The 16,746-nt window shown below is 64.3% G+C and carries 18 protein-coding genes and 1 pseudogene; all 19 read right to left on the minus strand.

The window, feature by feature from the left end:
- Positions 1-56 precede the first annotated feature (56 nt).
- The 19 genes and pseudogenes from EX20_RS08550 to EX20_RS08635 all read right to left on the minus strand — a co-directional run bounded on the left by EX20_RS08550 (position 57) and on the right by EX20_RS08635 (position 16,736).
- Positions 57-674: a phage baseplate assembly protein V gene (locus tag EX20_RS08550; RefSeq protein WP_034193259.1), complete on the minus strand. Its 618-nt coding sequence runs from the start codon at positions 672-674 to the stop codon at positions 57-59.
- The gene (locus EX20_RS08555) at positions 658-1,797 is read right to left on the minus strand and encodes a phage baseplate assembly protein (RefSeq protein ID WP_034193260.1); all 1,140 of its coding nucleotides are present in this window, start codon (positions 1,795-1,797) and stop codon (positions 658-660) included. The genes EX20_RS08550 and EX20_RS08555 overlap by 17 nt, the downstream gene beginning before the upstream one ends.
- Entirely contained in the window at positions 1,781-2,920 is a 1,140-nt protein-coding gene (locus EX20_RS08560; RefSeq protein ID WP_231572249.1) for a multidrug DMT transporter permease, read from the minus strand. The genes EX20_RS08555 and EX20_RS08560 overlap by 17 nt, the downstream gene beginning before the upstream one ends.
- 66 nt (positions 2,921-2,986) lie before the next feature.
- A pseudogene (locus tag EX20_RS33325) lies at positions 2,987-3,262 on the minus strand (DNA circularization N-terminal domain-containing protein); the annotation flags it as partial.
- Entirely contained in the window at positions 3,201-5,690 is a 2,490-nt protein-coding gene (locus EX20_RS29870) for a phage tail tape measure protein (protein ID WP_081336088.1), read from the minus strand. The gene EX20_RS29870 and the pseudogene EX20_RS33325, both read right to left, overlap by 62 nt.
- 152 nt (positions 5,691-5,842) lie before the next feature.
- Positions 5,843-6,217, minus strand: coding sequence for a phage tail assembly protein (locus EX20_RS08570; protein WP_034193262.1), 375 nt, complete (start codon positions 6,215-6,217; stop codon positions 5,843-5,845).
- The gene (locus tag EX20_RS08575; protein ID WP_034193263.1) at positions 6,214-6,588 is read right to left on the minus strand and encodes a hypothetical protein; all 375 of its coding nucleotides are present in this window, start codon (positions 6,586-6,588) and stop codon (positions 6,214-6,216) included. The genes EX20_RS08570 and EX20_RS08575 overlap by 4 nt, the downstream gene beginning before the upstream one ends.
- Positions 6,589-6,606: 18 nt before the next feature.
- The gene (locus tag EX20_RS08580; RefSeq protein ID WP_034193264.1) at positions 6,607-8,037 is read right to left on the minus strand and encodes a phage tail sheath subtilisin-like domain-containing protein; all 1,431 of its coding nucleotides are present in this window, start codon (positions 8,035-8,037) and stop codon (positions 6,607-6,609) included.
- 16 nt (positions 8,038-8,053) lie between these two features.
- A complete protein-coding gene (locus EX20_RS08585; protein ID WP_034193265.1) occupies positions 8,054-8,287 on the minus strand; it encodes a hypothetical protein in 234 nt (77 codons plus the stop codon).
- Entirely contained in the window at positions 8,284-9,000 is a 717-nt protein-coding gene (locus tag EX20_RS08590) for a DUF1834 family protein (protein WP_034193333.1), read from the minus strand. The genes EX20_RS08585 and EX20_RS08590 overlap by 4 nt, the downstream gene beginning before the upstream one ends.
- 11 nt (positions 9,001-9,011) lie before the next feature.
- Complete coding sequence (locus EX20_RS08595; RefSeq protein ID WP_034193266.1) at positions 9,012-9,437, minus strand: gp436 family protein; 426 nt, start codon at positions 9,435-9,437, stop codon at positions 9,012-9,014.
- Positions 9,438-9,440: 3 nt separating this feature from the next.
- Positions 9,441-9,845 carry an HI1506-related protein gene (locus tag EX20_RS08600; protein ID WP_034193267.1) on the minus strand — a complete coding sequence of 135 codons (405 nt, stop codon included), beginning with the start codon at positions 9,843-9,845 and terminating at the stop codon, positions 9,441-9,443.
- Between the two features lie 120 nt (positions 9,846-9,965).
- On the minus strand, positions 9,966-10,883 hold the full coding sequence (locus EX20_RS08605; protein ID WP_034193268.1) for a Mu-like prophage major head subunit gpT family protein: 918 nt from the start codon (positions 10,881-10,883) through the stop codon (positions 9,966-9,968).
- Positions 10,884-10,898: 15 nt separating this feature from the next.
- On the minus strand, positions 10,899-11,303 hold the full coding sequence (locus EX20_RS08610) for a hypothetical protein (RefSeq protein ID WP_034193269.1): 405 nt from the start codon (positions 11,301-11,303) through the stop codon (positions 10,899-10,901).
- A complete protein-coding gene (locus EX20_RS08615; protein WP_034193270.1) occupies positions 11,303-12,412 on the minus strand; it encodes a phage protease in 1,110 nt (369 codons plus the stop codon). The genes EX20_RS08610 and EX20_RS08615 overlap by 1 nt, the downstream gene beginning before the upstream one ends.
- A 342-nt stretch (positions 12,413-12,754) precedes the next feature.
- Positions 12,755-13,108: a hypothetical protein gene (locus EX20_RS08620; protein WP_034193271.1), complete on the minus strand. Its 354-nt coding sequence runs from the start codon at positions 13,106-13,108 to the stop codon at positions 12,755-12,757.
- A 32-nt stretch (positions 13,109-13,140) separates the two neighbouring features.
- Positions 13,141-13,716, minus strand: coding sequence for a phage virion morphogenesis protein (locus tag EX20_RS08625; protein ID WP_034193272.1), 576 nt, complete (start codon positions 13,714-13,716; stop codon positions 13,141-13,143).
- 103 nt (positions 13,717-13,819) lie between these two features.
- Positions 13,820-14,986, minus strand: coding sequence for a PBECR2 nuclease fold domain-containing protein (locus tag EX20_RS08630; RefSeq protein WP_231572250.1), 1,167 nt, complete (start codon positions 14,984-14,986; stop codon positions 13,820-13,822).
- A 133-nt stretch (positions 14,987-15,119) separates the two neighbouring features.
- Positions 15,120-16,736, minus strand: a complete 1,617-nt coding sequence (locus tag EX20_RS08635; protein ID WP_034193274.1) for a DUF935 domain-containing protein — start codon at positions 16,734-16,736, stop codon at positions 15,120-15,122.
- Between the last annotated feature and the right edge of the window lie 10 nt (positions 16,737-16,746).

The raw sequence follows: 16,746 nt of genomic DNA on the forward strand, positions 1-16,746 counted from the left end.
GATTGTCCCGGCAGAGACACCGTGCGCGTATCTGGATCGATGTCAGTACGTGGCTATCAGAGCGGCGGACTGACGATGCCGCCCATGCTATCGCGGTGATCGTGTTCGAGGAAGCTCTTGTTGCCGATGGTGGCATCCCCTGTGATATGCGCGTCGCCCGCGATCTGTACGGCAGCGCCACCACCCGATCCCGCCTGCGCAGTCATGCCGCCGTTAGCCGCCAGTGTGCCAGCCACGTTGACCTGCTGGCTCGCGTTGAGCTGCGGCGTGTTGATGTTGACTTCCTTGCTTGCGTTGATGTTTAGCGTCTGCGTTGTGACGTTGATGATCCGTCCGCGATTCAACACGATGGAGTCGCCCTCGTCGGTGTAGAGCGCCATTTCGCCGGGTGCGAGGTTCTTCAGCCGATAGCTGCCGTGCTCGGTCGCGATGATGATGCCGTGTGCCGTTTTGCCCCCGACTGGCAGCACGATCGCCATCGTGCCGGCCGGCGGATTGGACGTAAAGCCGTAGTGCTGGAATAGCTCGTTGTCCTGCAACGTTTCGCCTGCGACACCATTCGCCTGCACGAGCTGCACGTTGCCGCCGCTTGCCGTCAGGGTCAGCACCGCACGGAACGCGAGCCGGATCTTCGACAGCGCATTGCGGATGCGACCGTCAACCTTGTCCCACATCGATAATCTCCTCCGGTCCCTTGTTCTTGCCTCGACGATGCTTGCGTTTGTGGGCGTGCGCGTCGAGTGTCCACACACCGTCTTCCTTCAGCGTGAGCGTCGTGGTTGATCCACCAGAGCGGGCCTTGCTGAAGCGCCGACCGATCAGGAAGAACACCGCATTGATGTTGTGCGGCTCGGACACTACGTGGATACGCTGTCCGGGCGTCCAGAGGACGCCGTCCGACGTGCGGTGCCCCAGCACGCGTGCGGTGAGCGTGTAGCCGTGCAGGCGCGAGTCCATCAGGAGTTTGCGCGCGCGAGAGATCGCCATCGCGACGCTCTCGCATTCGTGGTCGACGACGACATGCGGGCGATAGAACGTCACCGCTGGATCTTTCGCGACGCCCTTGATGCCGTTCTTGCCGTTCTCATGCGCAGTGCCGTGCGTTTGGCCGAGCACGGTTACCTCGGAGTAGCGCTCGGCCATCGAGCGCGAGCGCTTCAGGCTCATCACGTTGTTACCCTTGCCGCTGCGTCGCATGATCAGCGTCGCGACCGGTTTCGTCGTGTAGTCGGGACCGCCGACGATGAGCGTGCCGTCCGGTGCGAACCACGGCCAGAGTCCGTTCGCCTCGGCCGCATGCGACAACACGTTCCAGGCGCGATCGCCCGGCTCGATGTTGATCTTCTCGCTGGTATAGGTCTTGCCTGCGCTGATCTTGACCTTCGTGATGCCGAGCGGACGCACCACGTTGGCAATCACCTGTTCGAGCGTTGCCTGCTTGGCGACGAAGATCGGCGCACCGCAGTCGAGCAGGATGCCTGCGCCATCACGCCCCGAGAGGGTCAGCGTGTTGCGATCCTTGGCCGTATCTTCGTCGATCGTGTCGATGCGGCCGACAAGCACGGTGTCGCGTCCAATCCGCACCTCGATCGGCGCACCCTCTGTAACTGCATCGGGTAGCGTACCCTCGATCTTCGATCCGTCAGGCGGCGACAGCTCAACGCGCCAAGCATCGCCAGGCGTGATCAGGTGGGAATCGATCTCGTACGAGGTCCATTCACGGTGCGCGCGGCCGCCGATCAGCAGACTGACCTTGTCCTGGTCGGCACTTGCCGCCGTGTTACTGGCTGTAGGCATTGAGCACGTCTCCGGGCTGCAGGAAATTCGGGTTGATGATCTGCGGATTGAGCAGCAACAGTTCCGAGGCGCGCGTGTAGTCGCCGTACCAGCGGAATGCGACCAGATGCAGATTGCCCGCGGCCGTGATGGTGCGCGTGATGAGCGGTGGCCGCGCGTCCATCACGGCGATTGCCGCCGTCTGCACGGCGAGCGCCATGTCCTTCAGGCCCTCGACGATCGGCCGCGACGTGTCCAGCGTATAGACCTGTCGGTGTAGATCAATCGCAGCCTGGATCGACGTGCGCGTGTCGTCGACGATCCGCTCGATCTCGGCCGGCGAAAGCGTTGGGCTGGCTGCCTCGTCGGCAAGGATCGACGAGGCAGCGTCGGCGAGCTGAGCAGCAGCGGCGAGCTGGATGATCGCCCGCACGGTCGCGATGTCGGTCGGATTGGCGTTGATTGCAACGACGGCGGCCGGCATTACAGTTGCGCTGGTGCCGCTGCTCGATGCAGCCCCGCTCGACGTTGACGAGCCGCCCGAGCCGGATGTACCGCCTGATGTGGACGGGCTTCCCGACGTGCCGGCCGACACGCTGCTCGATCCGTTGGTCGTGTACGTTACGCCCGTCGGCACCATGCCGGCGCTGCTGGCGACCGTCGCCGTGCCAGCACTGATCGAGGCAGGCAACTGCACCGTGTTCGCGAGCTGTCCCGTCAGGCCTTTCCAGTCGGACGTAATGACACCGACGTCGAACGAGCGCAGATCCGCCATGCCGGACAGATAGCTGACGATGTCGGATGCAAACGCCTGCGGATACTCAATGATGTCGAGCGTCGTACCGATGATGCCTTGAACCTGCGAGCGGATTGCGCCGAGCGTGCCGGTCATCACGTCCCGCAGATTGTTTAAACGGGACAGTATTCCGCGTACCGACTTTAACGCGTCGAGCGCCATGCCGAACGCGGCGATGCCGTTGGCGCGCGCGGCGTCGGCCAGCGCCGAGACAGCCTCGGCTTTCTGGTCGGGCAATTGCTGCGCGAAAAACGGATTGCCCGACGTCGATTCGACAAAACGCAATTCGATGCGGCAGTGGTCCGGGTTGTCGGCATCGTGGGACAGCTCGTAATCGTCGAGCTGCATGTTCGGCATGCTGCCGAACACCGGATGGATCAGCTCGCCCGATCCGGGCGTGTCCAGTGCCTGGAGAAACGCCTGCAGGCGCGTCTCGTAATCGTCGCCCCAGAATACGGCCGTGAGCGACGTGCGCCGCGCACGGCGGCCGAGATCCTCGACGTTCGCACCGTCGAGATACGGATACTCGTGCTCGGCGAGCGCCCGCTTGGCGGAATCATGCGTGCGCTCGCATTCGAAGGTGACGCCCCGGAACGAGGCATCATGCAGCAGATCGGCCCAGCTCATCTCAGGACCTCCGTGCAGCAGCAGTGTTGACCTGATTGACGGCTTCCGCCAACACGTGACCATCAAGCGTCAGCTGCGTCTTGATATTGATGGGTTGCGGTTGCTTTCCCGACTCGGCCTTGAAGAGTGCGTCGCCGATCCACTTGCCGAGCTTCTCGCCGAGCATGTCGCCCCCGAAGCCGCCGGCGATACCACCGACCACACCACCGACCGCCGTGCCGATGACCGGCACGACCGACCCGACCGCCGCGCCTGCAGCAGCCCCAGCCATCCAACCGCCAATGCCGCCTGCCGTGCCGCCCGCAACGCGCGTGTACTCGCTTTTCTTCTGCTGCGCTGACAAGCCGGCGTCCTGGCTGATTCCGTACGCTTCCATTCCGCCGAACAGCAGCGACAGCGCCGACGAGCCGGCCGGCTTCAGGAATCGACCGAGCCGACCGGCGCCTTCGCCGGCCGCGCCCGCGAGCGCCATGAAACGGCTACCAGCTGCTGCGCGAATCGCGCGAACGCCAGGAATGGCGTTGACCGTGCGTGCCGCCATGCGACCAGCCGCCTGCGCGGCGGCCGACGCTGCCGGCGAATGGGTCGCGGCACGCTCGACCAGGTGGCCGGCTTCGCGCGCAGCCGCACGGCTACCACCGTGACCGGTCAACATGCGCATCATGCCCACGGCCATCAACACGCTGGTCAACCCCTCGAAGGCGACCTTCGTGCCCATGATCGCGGAGATCAGGCCCGGATACTTCGTCGCATACTCGCTGATCTTGTCGGACACGTTGCCGACGATCTTGTCCAGGCCCCGCATGGCATCCATCTCGCCCATTTCGCCGAGCGACTTCGCGCGCTCGGCCTTCCATCCGTCCTGACGCTGCATTTCCCGGATGTCTTTGTCGCCGATGCCTTCCTCGTGGGCGTGCATCGTCTTCGTTGCGATCTCGGTGAACTTCTCGCGATTGCCGAGGTAGCCCATCAGCGCGAGCATCTCCTGCCGGTTTCGCACGATCTTGCTGATCGCCGAACCGCCCAGGATCTGCTCCATGCTCTCGTACAGTTCTTTCTTCTCACCGTCATTCTTTGCCGACGCGAGCTTCTTTTTGACGATCTGATAATTCTTGTCCTTCGCCATCACTTCTTCAATGATGTCGCCGAACGCGACGAGCGCGCTCTTGCCCTGCATGCGCTTCTTCGCGAGCTTCACCGCAAGCGTGCCGCCCAGCTCGCGCTTGACCGCATGCGCAGTGTCCGCGCTGTTGAGCTTGTTCAGCAGGTCGAGTGCATTGTTGCCGGCCGCATCCGCCGTGCCGGCCGTCGTCATCGATACTTCGTTCAGGGCGATCAGCTCGGTCAACCCCTTCATGCCGCTCATACCGGCGTTCTTCGCCGATGCCATCTGCTGCGGCAGCCAATGCGCCATCTGACGCAAGTGGAAGCCGCCCATGTGGCCGCCCATGATCGCGGCGTCCAGCGCCTGCGGGATCTGGTCTTCCTTCAGGTTGAAGGTCTGGATACCGCGCATGGCGATGTCGCCCAGCTCGGTCGTGTCCGCACCCTCGCCAGTTGCGTAACGCTGCAGCACTGGCATCAGCTTGAAGGCGGTTTCGTGCGACACCGCGTTCTGACCGAGCAACTGCGTCATCGCGGCCAGCACTTCGTTTGCATCGCCCCCGCCAGCCTGAACGGATGCCTTGACGGCATCACGTATCGTCTTCTCGCCGCGCGTGCGGCCGGCGTCATCCTCTTCATTGAATGCGGTATTGACCGCAAGCGCGACGTTCTGATCGAAGCTCATCGTCTTGCGTACCGGCTCCGCGACCGCATGTGCGGCCGCGATGCCGCCCAACAGCGCCTCACCACCACGGACGACGGCTCCGGTGCCGGCCTGCACAAACCGCAGCTTCGAGCCGCGCTGTTCCAGTTTCCCCATCTCCGCGTTCAGCTCGGCTACGCGCGTGCGGGTCTGTTCGAACGCACGAGCCTGCTCGTCGGCCGACATCATGCCCGAGCGGGCGAGGCGCGCGTACGCGGCTTCGGTGCGATCGATCTCACGCTGGATTTCCGCTTCCGATCGGATACCGAGCGCTTCCCACGCCCGATTGAATCGCTGGTATTCACGCAAGCGCTTCGCGAGTGCTGCGTCGGTCGCGCGCGTCGCGGTATCGGCTGCGGCTTGGGCTGCACGCGCCTCCTGTCCGTAGGCGGCCGCCGTCCGGCCGACTTCGCGCTGCACGATCTGCTGCGACTGCGCCGCCGCTTGAACTGCGCGCTGCTGCACGTTGCCGGTGCGGGCGATTTCGCTCTGGACTGCATGTTCGGCCTGGCTGACTTGGTCTGCACGCTGCTGTGCGCTGCGCGCGCTGGCATCTGCCACGCCACGGACGGACTGCGTCGCCGTCTGCGCGTCGCGCGTCACGCCCTGCAGCATGCGCTGGGCCGGGCGCGACAGCTCGTCGCGTAACCGCACCAGCATCGAGACAAGGAGGTTTTGTGACATCGCTTATTTGCGCTTTTTGTTGCGCCGGGCGGACCGGACGCGGCCGGATTGGCCGGAGTGGGTGGACGCACCGGAACCCCCGTTGAGGGCCTCGGTGCGTTTTTCGAGAAAGCGGCCGATGGCCGCGAAGGTTGCTTCCAGCTCGACGAGCGTCAGGCTGGCGACGCGGCGCTCGTCGAATCCGTACTGGCCGAGGAAGACGACGGCGAGCCGGTAGTCGGCGAGGGCGACCTCGATTCCTTCAGCTTTTTTTTAACCGCCGTCATCGCGCTCGACAACACGTCGAAGTCATCGTCGACCATGCCGGTCGACAGAAACGCGTAGGTCAGCTCGTCCTGCGGAATCGTGCCGAGCTTCGTGAGACAGCGGGCATACATCGCCGTGCTCACGCGCAGATTGGAATCCGCGCCGACCTCTTCGAGTGCCGCGATGTTGTCCGCGACCGTCGGCACGCGGATCTCGAAGTCGAAATGTACGACGCCGTCGTGTTCGATGCCGTAGGTCAGTTGTCCAGTTTGCGTGATCATTCCGTTACCCTGCGCAGTGAAACCATCTTGAGGTCACGGCGGGCTTCGTTGTCCACCGTGTACTTTTCGCTCGCCTCGGTCGTGAAGCAGTCGAGGTAGCTCACGCGCGGGCCGCCTGGCGTGAGCGGCTCGGTCGTGAGCTTCGATCCCTGGATCGCTTCCCAGTCCAGGTCGCCGGTCTCGGGGATCACGACCGTCAGGCTCAGGTCGTATTCCGCGATGCCCTTCGAGAATCCCTTCGCGCGACCGGTGCGGTTCATCGTCTTGACGAGCTTGCGGCCAGTCTTGCCCTGGTAGTTGAAGTCGATCACCTCGACGTCCTGTCCGTCGACCGTCAGCACGATCGCGCCGACGTATTCTTCCAATGCCATTGCTGGCCTCCTGTGGTGTTAAATGATCAGGTCGATCACTGCCGCGAACACATGCAGACCCTGGACCGCTTCGCACGGAATCTTCGAGTTGAGCTGGCCGGCGCTCTGCAGATCCTTCTCGACGATCATGTTGTTCTTCCACTGGTCGACGTTCTCGATGATCTCCAGCTCCTCGGCCTTGTAGGCCACGTCGAGCAGCTCCGAGCGCACCTTCGCTGGCGTCTTTTCCGTCAGCTTGTCGCGCGGGAAGCGAAGCGCGATGCGCTGACGCCACGCCTTGCGCATGTAGTCCAGGATGCGGATCGTCGTCAGATCGAGCAGCGCGGGATCTTCGATACCCTGCGGATCGACCGTATAGGTCGTGATCGCGCGCACGATCTGCACCGTGTCGCCCGGCCCGACCTCGAACGGCGTCACGCCGTTGTGCAGCGCCGCTTCCTGATCCTGGCGGCCGGCACGCAGCGTGATGTCGGTAACGTCCAGTCCGGTCAGCGCCAGCGTATTGAGCGGACGCGCGGGATCTTCCTCGGACGCGATCACGGCCGCGTACGCTGCTGCGATCTGGTACGCCGGCGTGATGGAGCCGTTGTACCAGCCGAACGAGATTCGCCCGGCATTGAGCTGACCCGCGAGTGTCGTGGCAGTCGCCAGCGTGCCGGGCCAGCCTGCCGCCGCGATCGTGCCGCGCTGCTCGAGCGGACCGGATACCGCGTCCAGGTGTGTGCGCAGCGTCGTGAGCGACGCCTGCGTCGAGAACGGGGCGGCAATGATGTCGTGACCGGCGGCAAAAACCGAGGTCAGCGCGGGCTGGATGTCCGGATCGGACAACCCGCCCGCCATCGCCGTCACCGTGCCCGTCACGCCGCTGGTCTGGCTGACGAACGACAGCACGATCCCGTTCCCGGACAGCCCCTTGTGCTTCGCCGTGATCTTGATGTTCGCTGCATTGGTCGCATCGATCGCGGCTGTGACCGGCAGATTCGGCTGTTGGCCGATCTGCGCAACGAGGTTCGCGGCGACCGCCGATGCCGTGTCGCCGTTCGCGACCGCGATGACGGCCGAATCGTTGCCGATCTTGATCGTCACATTACCGGTGCTGGTGGCAGGGCCGGCGATCAGTACAGAACCGGTTGCCGCGACGCCCGCTGCCGCATCATCGACCGCGATGACGGTCAGTTGCAGGTACGCGTTCGCCGTGATCGCGGCCTTTGCCATCAGGTGCGCGATCGATCCACGGCCGAACGCGACGGCGGCCTGTTCGTCGGATGTCACACCGAGCGCAACGAGCGCGGCCGTGGTGCCCGTCGCCAGGCGCTGGCCGATGATCAGCACCTTTTGCAGGTTGCCCGGCAGCGCACTGACTGCGCCGGACGTGTTGAATTCGAAATACTTGCCCGGCTTGCGGGTGCTCGACGGGATACTGTTGAAGGTAACGTTCGGGCTTGCCATCGAATGCCTCGTTCAGTTATTCCGACACCACGCCGGCGGCCGGCGCAGGCAGGACGTTGGCCTGGCGCGGCGCCTGCGTGGCGGGCTTACCGTCGTCGACCTGAAGGTCGGTACGGATCAGATCGCCGTCTTTCACGCGCAGCAGGTAGTACGGCGTCTCGTCGACGTCGATTGCCTTGTCGTCCTCGATGTACTTGCGAGGCGCACCGTCCATCGGGACGCGCACGCCGGGTGCCGCTTTCACTTTCATTGCGTTGCTCCTGTGTCGCCAGCCGGCTGCATCGTCACGATGTCCTGCGCGTCCGGCGCGTTGGTGGCTTCCTTGGTCGGGTCGAGGAAGTAGTTGAGGGCCGTCGTCTCCCAGTACGGCGACGCGGGATCGAGCTGGCCGCCGTAGGATGCAAACGCCGAATCGAGACCGGATGTCGGGTCGTTCGCCTTCACGTCGGCTGGATCGACCGGCTGCGGGAAGGTGCGAACCGGCAGTGCCTGGTCGATCCACTCCGTGTGGAACTCCAGTGCGAAAACAGCGAACGCGTCACGCTGCAAACGTGTGTTAAACAGCGTGCGAACTGAGCCAGGCGCAAACTCGCGGATCGGCAGCGACAGATCCTGCTGAATCAGCAGGCGCGTCACGCCGTAGATCAGCATGTTGGTGCCCACCTCATTGAGAGACGGGCCACCGTGGCGCGATGCTGCTTCACTACGGGCGCTGCGCGCACCTACCATCACGACGAAGGTCGCTTCACGCTTCCACTTCTGGCGGCTGGTATCGACCGGTGACGAGCGGCGGATACCGCCGAACGTGACCCAGGCGGCCGGAAAGCGGCGCACGACGTCGGCGAGGTTCTCGTCATCGAATTCGCCACCATAGGTGGCTACCGACGTCACCATCTTCCCGAGACCGCGTGTTAGTCGATCCACGATCGCCAGCTCGACGGCGGTGATGATCGGCACTGGCATGGGGCTGCCCATCAGAACGCCCCCCGGTCGTCATCACCCCAGATTCGCGAGCCGGACTGAAATGCGATCGTCGTGCTCGGCTGGACCGGCGCGCCGCTCGGCAACTCGCCGAGCGTGACCTTGCCGGCGGCGGCCAGCTCCAGGAAACGCACGGCGTCGCGATAGCGATCGCGGATCTCGTCGGTCATGCGCGTGCCACCGACACACAGCCGGTAACGCGCGATGTCGCAGCACAGGCCGGCGATGAAGCGCGGCGTGCCCATAAACGGCAACGTGTAGCGACCGGCGAGATAGGTGTCGATCTCAGCGCTCGCGTCGTCGAGTGCGTTGCCGGCCACCGCCACGTCGACGGCACCGATCTGATCGCGATCGGAGATCTCGATCATTTCGGTCTCGCCGAAGCGGCGCACCATGTCATCGCTGGTCGCGTAGGCCATCGCTTACTTCCGCCCGTGCGGCTTCGTGGTCGACGTCGCGCTGGTCGCCGCCGGCGCGGTCGCCTTCGCCAATTCCAGCTCATGGATGTGATCGAGCAAGAGCGTGACGTACTCGCTCGGGCATTCCTGCCACGTGAACCCGGACGGGACCATGGCCATGAAGCTATCGGCAACGAACGCCTTATCGCGCAGCACGGCGACCTCTTCGTCGGACACACCTGCTTCGGTGCTCACGAGTACCTCGCGGCACTTGAGCATCGGATCACGCTTCAGACGGTGGATCTGGTTGCTGGTCAGAATGGATTCCGGGACGTCGACGTCGGCGTGGCCGAACTTCAACCCCTCGCGGCGATAACCTTCTGCGCTCGCCGAAACGCGCAGTACCTTGATGTGTGTCGATGCCGACATAGCATTTCTCCAATGCGATTCGATGCGTCACCCGATGGCTTTCACCAGGTCGAGGGTGACGGGATGTCTTCCTCCGCGCTTGACGACCATCGCGCGGCAGTTTCAGGGGGAGGTATCTGGTTACTGCGGGACGGCAGCCGTACCGTCCGAGCCTGCCGCGAGCTGCCAGAAACCGTAGCCACCGGCCGCGCGCGCTTCAGCACCGAACTTGAATTTCTTGCGCATGAACACGTCGTCCGCTTCCGGATCGGTCTGCTGCACGAACACCGGGGCTTTCCGCTCCTGGTAGACGAGCGGACGGACCGGCTTCGTCGTATCCAGCAGATACCAAGCGGTATCCGACGTCAGGCGCGCGTCGCACACGACCTCGGCGGTGCCCCGATACGGGTTCGGCATGCCGTCGTTCAGGCGCTCGTTCTTCATCAGTGCATTCGCGATGTCTTCGAGTGCAGGCGGCACCATCAACACATCGGGCACCACGTTGAGCGGGCGACCGTCCTCGTCGGTGATCTTGCGCATCGCAGTACGCATGACGCCGTAGGTCTTCATTGCGGCCGCCTGACCGGCGATCGTCAGCGGAAGATGGCTCAGGTTCGCGACTGCCTGGCCACGCACGATGTGCGCCTGGCTGAAGAACGCCTGGCCGTCGTAGCACGCGTTGGTGAACCCGTTGTTCAGGAGGTCGACCACGATCTCGTCGGGCAGTTGCTTGGCCGAAAAGCCCGCGCTCTGCGCCTGCGGTGCGTAGATGCCGAGGTTGTCGTCCTCGATGTCGTTGCGATCGACCTCGACCGTCGCTTCCCAGTCGTCGTTGACGACCGTATAGCCGTGTGCTGCGAGTGCCTTGACGTCCTTCTCGCCGATCCATTTGCGCATGCGCGGGAAGCGGTCCAGCCACGCGTAGATGTTCTCGCGGCTGCTGGACGGCACCTTCATCGCGACCCGTTCCCACACGGACGGTGCCGCGTCGAACGCGTTGTTGTAGGTCGTCTTCAGCGTCCAGAAAATGGCCTGAAGGGTTTCTGCGTTGATCAGCATCGAGCTGCTCTCCCGTTAAAGAACCCACACGCCACTGGCGTCGACACCGAGAACGATGCCGGCCTGCGAGCGGGTGCCGTTGCCGTTGGTCTTGGCGACGGTTTGGTTGTCTTCGATGAAGCAGGGCTTGCCATAGCTCGCCTGCGTCACTGCGTCGTCGGCCGCGTTCGCCCACTTGAACGTGACGCCCCGGCGCACCTGGACGGACACCGCACCGTCAGCGCCGGCCGTGTTGTCGACGAACTGCTCGGCGCGGCCGATGTAGGTCAGGTCGGCCTCGGTCTTGCCTTCGATGGCCAGACCGTTCGCGTTCACGGCGACGAGCACGCCGGCGTGGATCAGCGAACCGCCAGCGACCGGCACGGACACGATCCGGCCTTCGCGCATTTCGGTATTACGATCAGCGGTAGCGGCGGGCATTACGCGGCCTCCTTGGTCTTAGCAACGGCAGCCGGGTCAACGCCCATCTGGCGGCACAGAGCCAGTTCGGTTTGCGACAGACCTGCCGCCGCAGTGGCAGCACCCGTGTTCGCCCCCGGTTCCCGGCCGCCCGTTTGCGTACCGGTGAGCGCGGCGATCTTCGGCGCGGTCGACACGAACGTCTTCAGCGCGGCGAGATTGCTCTTGCCCAATTCGCGCGCCCAGGCTTCCTGCGCCGGCAGCAACTGGCCGGCCGTGAGCGCTGCGTCGACGATCTCGTTGACCTCGCGGCCGGCGACCTGCGTCGTGAGTGCGGCGAGCTGCGCCTGCATGCCGGTCACAACCGACACCGGAACGAACTTCGCCGGGTCCGGGTTGCCGGCGGATGCCGTGAGCGCGACGATCTGCGCATCCTTGTTCGCCTTCTCGGCGGTCAGTGCGACGACCTGGTCGGCGTCGCTCTTGGCCTTCGCCAAATGCGCGTTCAGCGCGGCGAGTGCCTCGGGTTCCGGCGTCTGCTCGGTCAGCCCGAGGGCCGTGAGCATCGCCAGCAGCAGCTTGTTCATCTGCAGCTCCTGATGGTTGTGGGAAAGTCGGGAAGCAAGGGACGACAGTGCGACGGCCTGCATGCCGTCGAGGCCGGGGTTGTTCGTGAGCGCCGCCATGTGCAGGCGCGTGGCAGCTCCGGTCTGCGGGTCGAACTCGAAAACGGGAGAGATGTAGCGGTATTCGCGATCGGCGATCGCCTTCGCGGCGGCCGGCGTCCAGTCGACGTCGGTCGCGAACAGGCCCTGGCCATCGCGCCATTCGAGGTTCTTGAACCAACCAGCCGCAGGCGCTGGCTGGCCGTTGGCCTGACTGTTGAGCGTCTGGTGCTCGTAGTCGATGACCATCGGGTTAGCTTGCTGGGCGGCCAGCGCGGTGAGGGTCGCCGCTTCCTGCGGGCCGCACACCCATTCCTTGCACTCGGCGATCGTCGCCGGGCGGCCGTCGCGTGCCGAGAAGCGGCCGGCGGGCAGCAACTGAATCGCCTTGCCAGTACGGTCGGTGATTTCGACGGTCAGCGCCGCGAGTGCGGTGCCGGTCGGGGATGTGCGGTGAGTAGCCATGCCGCCATTCTTCCGGGCGGCAGCATTGGCGATCAGTGGAGGGATGTCAGGAGGTCAGCCACTCGTTGCGGTGGACTGCGGTGCAACTATATAGCTAGGGCAGAAACCGTCGAAGATGCCGATTCCGGCGGGATTGGGGCCGATGTGCCGTGACTCCCTATCCGACGATCGAAACTAACGTGTACTCTAAACACGCTGGCGGGCATGGCGCTGGCCGGGTGGTACCTGCGTAGCCATCCGGTCCCGTGAGCGGCTTGTAGGCGGCTTTAAACAGAGCTGCAATCTGGCGACGTGGGTAGCGGTGTTTCTCGATCCGGACCAGGATCGCCAGAATGATTTGCGTCACCACTCGTGACGCAGCTTGCCGAGTCCGAAATAGCCGACCACCGTCCCGCTGATCGCGGCCCAGAACTTCACTTTCAGGATGAACCATGCGTCGTCGGGGCGGACCGAGGGTGCACGCAGGTCGTCGCCGTAGTCCCAGTTTCCACTGAACGCGTAGCTCAACAGGTTCCATCCGTGGGGAATCAGCAGCCAGAGCGCCAAGATCGCGATTAGCGCGACCGGGACGACCCAACCAGGAAGATCCAGCACGTCCGTCGCGAGCAGCCGCACTACAACGTACGCACATACAAACACAGCCAGCGTCCAGAAGCCGTAGTTCACAAAAGCATTGAATGATTCAAAAAAGTTCATGATCTTGTTCTTTGTTTCGTTTGTTGTTCGGATTAGCCGGCAACCCGGCGCAGATAGTTTGCCACGACCGATTCGATTTGCACGCCGTCCGCGTCCGCCATCGTCATGAACGGCCGCGCCGGGATCTTGGAGCCGGGATGGTTGACCTTTTTCGCGAAGATGCCGCCGAAGTGCAATGCCTTCGCATTCTTCGGGACGATCGTGTGCGGCTTCGTCTGGCCGCCGAAGTTCTGGATCGCTGCATAGATGAGGTTCGTGCCAACCTGGGCGCTCGTTCCGTCGAACGACTGCGTGATGCTGTTCACGAGCGCTCCGGTCTGGTGCAGGATGCGCATTGACCTGGCCGCGCGCTGGCCAAGCTGGATGCTCCAGGCCCCCGACTTGAACTTACCGCGCCCCGGCTTCAGCTCGCGGCCAACGCGGCCGGCCAATGTCGACGGCGCGAGGCCGAGCCACTTCGGGCGGCCTTCCTGCGCGAAGTTCTCGTCGACCGCGTCGGCCATGATCCCGGAAATTTCGCTCATGACGGGCGTGGCGTCAGCCATTGCGCGGACCACGCGGTTCAGGGTCGCGCCGAACAGGCGGTCGTCGATCTCGATTTCGATCATCGGCTATACTCCGTTTATACCGATTGCAGTCGCACAAGCTTCCGACTGACGCGACCAAAGGAACTGCACGGTGGCCCGCGACGAGTCGGCGTCGCGGGCCTCGTTATTTGCGGTATGCGAGGAATCCTTCGCGCTGCCTTTCTATATAGCGGCGTCGCGCCGCTTCGCTGCGATCAGTGTTCGCCATCATGGCCGTCGAGCCAGACCAGCCGTCCTGGCCGAACTCGAACACGCTCAGGCCGTACTGCGCGCCGTCCTGGCCGTCGATTTCCCACGACTTGATGTAACGGCGTTTCAGCAGCCATTTCCCAGGCTGATCGCGGCTTTCCTCCCACCGCAGCCAGATCTCGTCGGGCGACTGGATCGCACGGGCGAGCAGCCCCATGTACGCGCCGCGACCATCCTTGTCCGCCTTCCAGGTGCCGTCGCTCGCCTTGAACAGATCGTCCGAGATCGCGACGGGGGTGCGGGTCGCATCTTCAAACACCTTCGCCTGGCCGAGCTGGAGATCGAACTCCTGTAGGAAAGCCTTGGCGTACTGCTGCGGCTCGCGTCCGGCCGGTAACAGACTGGATGCCGGCACGCGCGTCGGCACCGGCAGATCCGGCAGTTCGACGCCCGATGGGAACGTGCGCGGCAGATTGTCCAGCGGGGGCGGGGTGAACGGCCGCAGCCACTCGCGTCCCGGATTGAACCCGAATCCCGGATCGGGCAGCACCAGCTTGCCCGTGATCGGGCTTCGGTACGCCGTCGCCGGTTGCGTTTTCCCATCGCGGCCGACCGGCTGCTCGACCGTTTCGAGGCGGCCCGCGCTGGTCGGTGGATTCTCGGCGTCGCGATAGCCGAACGGCCGGGTACGCACACGACAGCGGCACCGGTATCCGCACGGCGGATAGAACACCGACCAGAACGGATCGTCGTAACGGAACACCGAGCCGTGCAGCGCCGCATGCGAGGGCCGGGTCCGGTTGTCGAGAATCGCGACGTATTCCCACCAGGGCCGCGTGTCGACCTGTGCCATTTGCGTCGCGAAACGCCCGGCCATGTACGACGACTGCATGTTCGTGCGGAAGATCGTATCGAGCCGGCGCGGTGTGAGCCGCCGCCCCTGAATCTCGCCCGTGTCACCGTCGACCACGTCGCCACGCCCGAACCAGCCCTTCTTCTGCAGCGTCGGGATCAGATCATTCTTGAACTGCTCGAAGGTCGTGCCTTTCTTGAGGGCGTCCGTCAGCGCCGCGCGGATGTCCTGCAGCACGTCGACCTTCATCACGCCCGCGACGGTAAACGCACGTGCGTGCGCTTCTGCCGCGACGTCCTGCCACCGGAATCCGAGCTGATACCCCTTCGACTCGAAGTACCGTACCGCCTCGGCCGGCTCCAGACCGATCGCGTAGGAGAGATCAACCCCCGCCATTCACGCGCCCCCAGATGTCCGCGACGAACAGCGCCCGCGCGAGCAGCTCGGCGACCTGGTCGTCGCTCATGCCGGGCTGCGCGGACAGCAGCGCATCGATCGCGTCGTCCGGCGTCTCGCCGGCACGGATGGCCGTGATGACTGGTGCGAGCAGCTTGTCGACGCCGGCTGCGATCGCGTCAGCCGGCAGAACAGTCTCGTCGAGCGCATGCTGATCCGGGTAGACCACTTCGCCGCGGTCGTTCGTGAGCACCGCCTTATAGGTCATGCGCGTGCCGGCGATCGGCGCACCAGGCGCAGCCGGGATCTTCTCGGCCGGCGGACGGAACTCGGGTGGCAGCGCCATGATCGGATTCGGAATCGACAGCAGCGTGTCGCCATCCTTCGCGGCCGGAATCGACAGCTTCTCGCGTGCCCAGTCGACCGGGATCGGCATTCCCATGCCGACCAGTGGCGGAAGTGCCTTCGACAGCATTTCCATGTCAGCCGGCTCACGGGTTTCGAACACGAAGCGGGGCATGCGGCGCGGGTCGACATTGGCGACGTTCAGCGCCAGCATCGGCCAGATCAGACCGCTCGTGATCGTCGCGGCGAGCTGACGCGCGTCCGACACCATCAGATCGTGCCGGACCTCGTTATGGACATTGCCGAGTGCGTGCGTCGACGACTTGCCGTCCGCCTGGCTGGTCAACGTGCCGCCGAGGATTGCCTTCGACTGACTGCGCTCCATATAGTTGATGAGCGACAGGTGAACGGCATCGGTGCCCTTGGCGGCTTCCTCGAACTCGATCTTCATCTGTTCCGGGATGATGCCGGCCGCGTTGTGCCCAATGCTTGCCACCGCCTGCAGCAGCGCGCGCTTCTCGTCGTCGGTCGAGCCGGCCGGATATTTGCCCAGGCGCAGCGGCAGACCGTAGATATGCAGGAACTCAGCCAGATCCCGCACGCCATAGTTTTTAAACAGGTACGGCCACGACAACACGCGATGCAAGCCGCCGCGCGCGATGTAGCCTGATTTCGCCTTGTGGCGGTGCACGAGCCAACCGAACGGCCACAGCGGCGTGCCGTCGACGTCGATGCCACGCAGCCGGATCTCGTTGCGGTTCTCCCACGGATTCATGAACCAGCGCTGCGGCCGGTGCTCCAGCGACTTCGGCATCCAGAGCTTTCCCAGGCGCTGCCAGTCCATTTCGAGTGCGGAGAAACCGTGACCGATCGCGTCGAGGCAATCGAGCTGCACGTCCTCGAAGTTGGGCAGATCGACGATCCACTCGCGCACCTGTTCCGCGAGCTTCTTCTCGGCCGCGCTCGCGTTGCGAGGCGGGACGACGTCCCAGTCCAGCGTGAGCAACACACGTTTGCGCTTGCTCATCTCCGCGAAGATGTGCGGGTCTTTTTCTTCCATGTCGGTGAACAGATCCGACTGCGCGATCAGGTGGCCGCGCTCGGCATCCTCCAGGATGCGCGCGAGCCGATGCGGGTTGAGACCGCGCGCCGGATGTTCCTCGTAACTATATTGAAGCCACGCGAGCTGGGCGGTCTGCTGTTCCGACAGCGCGCGCCGTTCCATCGGGTTGCCGTTGACGTCGACGATTTGTGCCATGTCTGTTCCT

Source organism: Burkholderia sp. WP42 (assembly GCF_000745665.1).
Classification (GTDB): Bacteria; Pseudomonadota; Gammaproteobacteria; order Burkholderiales; family Burkholderiaceae; genus Burkholderia; species Burkholderia vietnamiensis.

Excerpts from the sequence above, each read along its gene's own strand:
- EX20_RS08550 (WP_034193259.1), bottom strand. The coding sequence starts at position 674 with ATGTGGGACAAGGTTGACGGTCGCATCCGCAATGCGCTGTCGAAGATC.
- EX20_RS08555 (WP_034193260.1), bottom strand. The coding sequence starts at position 1,797 with ATGCCTACAGCCAGTAACACGGCGGCAAGTGCCGACCAGGACAAGGTC.
- EX20_RS08560 (WP_231572249.1), bottom strand. The coding sequence starts at position 2,920 with ATGCAGCTCGACGATTACGAGCTGTCCCACGATGCCGACAACCCGGAC.
- EX20_RS29870 (WP_081336088.1), bottom strand. The coding sequence starts at position 5,690 with ATGTCACAAAACCTCCTTGTCTCGATGCTGGTGCGGTTACGCGACGAG.
- EX20_RS08570 (WP_034193262.1), bottom strand. The coding sequence starts at position 6,217 with ATGATCACGCAAACTGGACAACTGACCTACGGCATCGAACACGACGGC.
- EX20_RS08575 (WP_034193263.1), bottom strand. The coding sequence starts at position 6,588 with ATGGCATTGGAAGAATACGTCGGCGCGATCGTGCTGACGGTCGACGGA.
- EX20_RS08580 (WP_034193264.1), bottom strand. The coding sequence starts at position 8,037 with ATGGCAAGCCCGAACGTTACCTTCAACAGTATCCCGTCGAGCACCCGC.
- EX20_RS08585 (WP_034193265.1), bottom strand. The coding sequence starts at position 8,287 with ATGAAAGTGAAAGCGGCACCCGGCGTGCGCGTCCCGATGGACGGTGCG.
- EX20_RS08590 (WP_034193333.1), bottom strand. The coding sequence starts at position 9,000 with ATGCCAGTGCCGATCATCACCGCCGTCGAGCTGGCGATCGTGGATCGA.
- EX20_RS08595 (WP_034193266.1), bottom strand. The coding sequence starts at position 9,437 with ATGGCCTACGCGACCAGCGATGACATGGTGCGCCGCTTCGGCGAGACC.
- EX20_RS08600 (WP_034193267.1), bottom strand. The coding sequence starts at position 9,845 with ATGTCGGCATCGACACACATCAAGGTACTGCGCGTTTCGGCGAGCGCA.
- EX20_RS08605 (WP_034193268.1), bottom strand. The coding sequence starts at position 10,883 with ATGCTGATCAACGCAGAAACCCTTCAGGCCATTTTCTGGACGCTGAAG.
- EX20_RS08610 (WP_034193269.1), bottom strand. The coding sequence starts at position 11,303 with ATGCCCGCCGCTACCGCTGATCGTAATACCGAAATGCGCGAAGGCCGG.
- EX20_RS08615 (WP_034193270.1), bottom strand. The coding sequence starts at position 12,412 with ATGGCTACTCACCGCACATCCCCGACCGGCACCGCACTCGCGGCGCTG.
- EX20_RS08620 (WP_034193271.1), bottom strand. The coding sequence starts at position 13,108 with ATGAACTTTTTTGAATCATTCAATGCTTTTGTGAACTACGGCTTCTGG.
- EX20_RS08625 (WP_034193272.1), bottom strand. The coding sequence starts at position 13,716 with ATGATCGAAATCGAGATCGACGACCGCCTGTTCGGCGCGACCCTGAAC.
- EX20_RS08630 (WP_231572250.1), bottom strand. The coding sequence starts at position 14,986 with ATGAAGGTCGACGTGCTGCAGGACATCCGCGCGGCGCTGACGGACGCC.
- EX20_RS08635 (WP_034193274.1), bottom strand. The coding sequence starts at position 16,736 with ATGGCACAAATCGTCGACGTCAACGGCAACCCGATGGAACGGCGCGCG.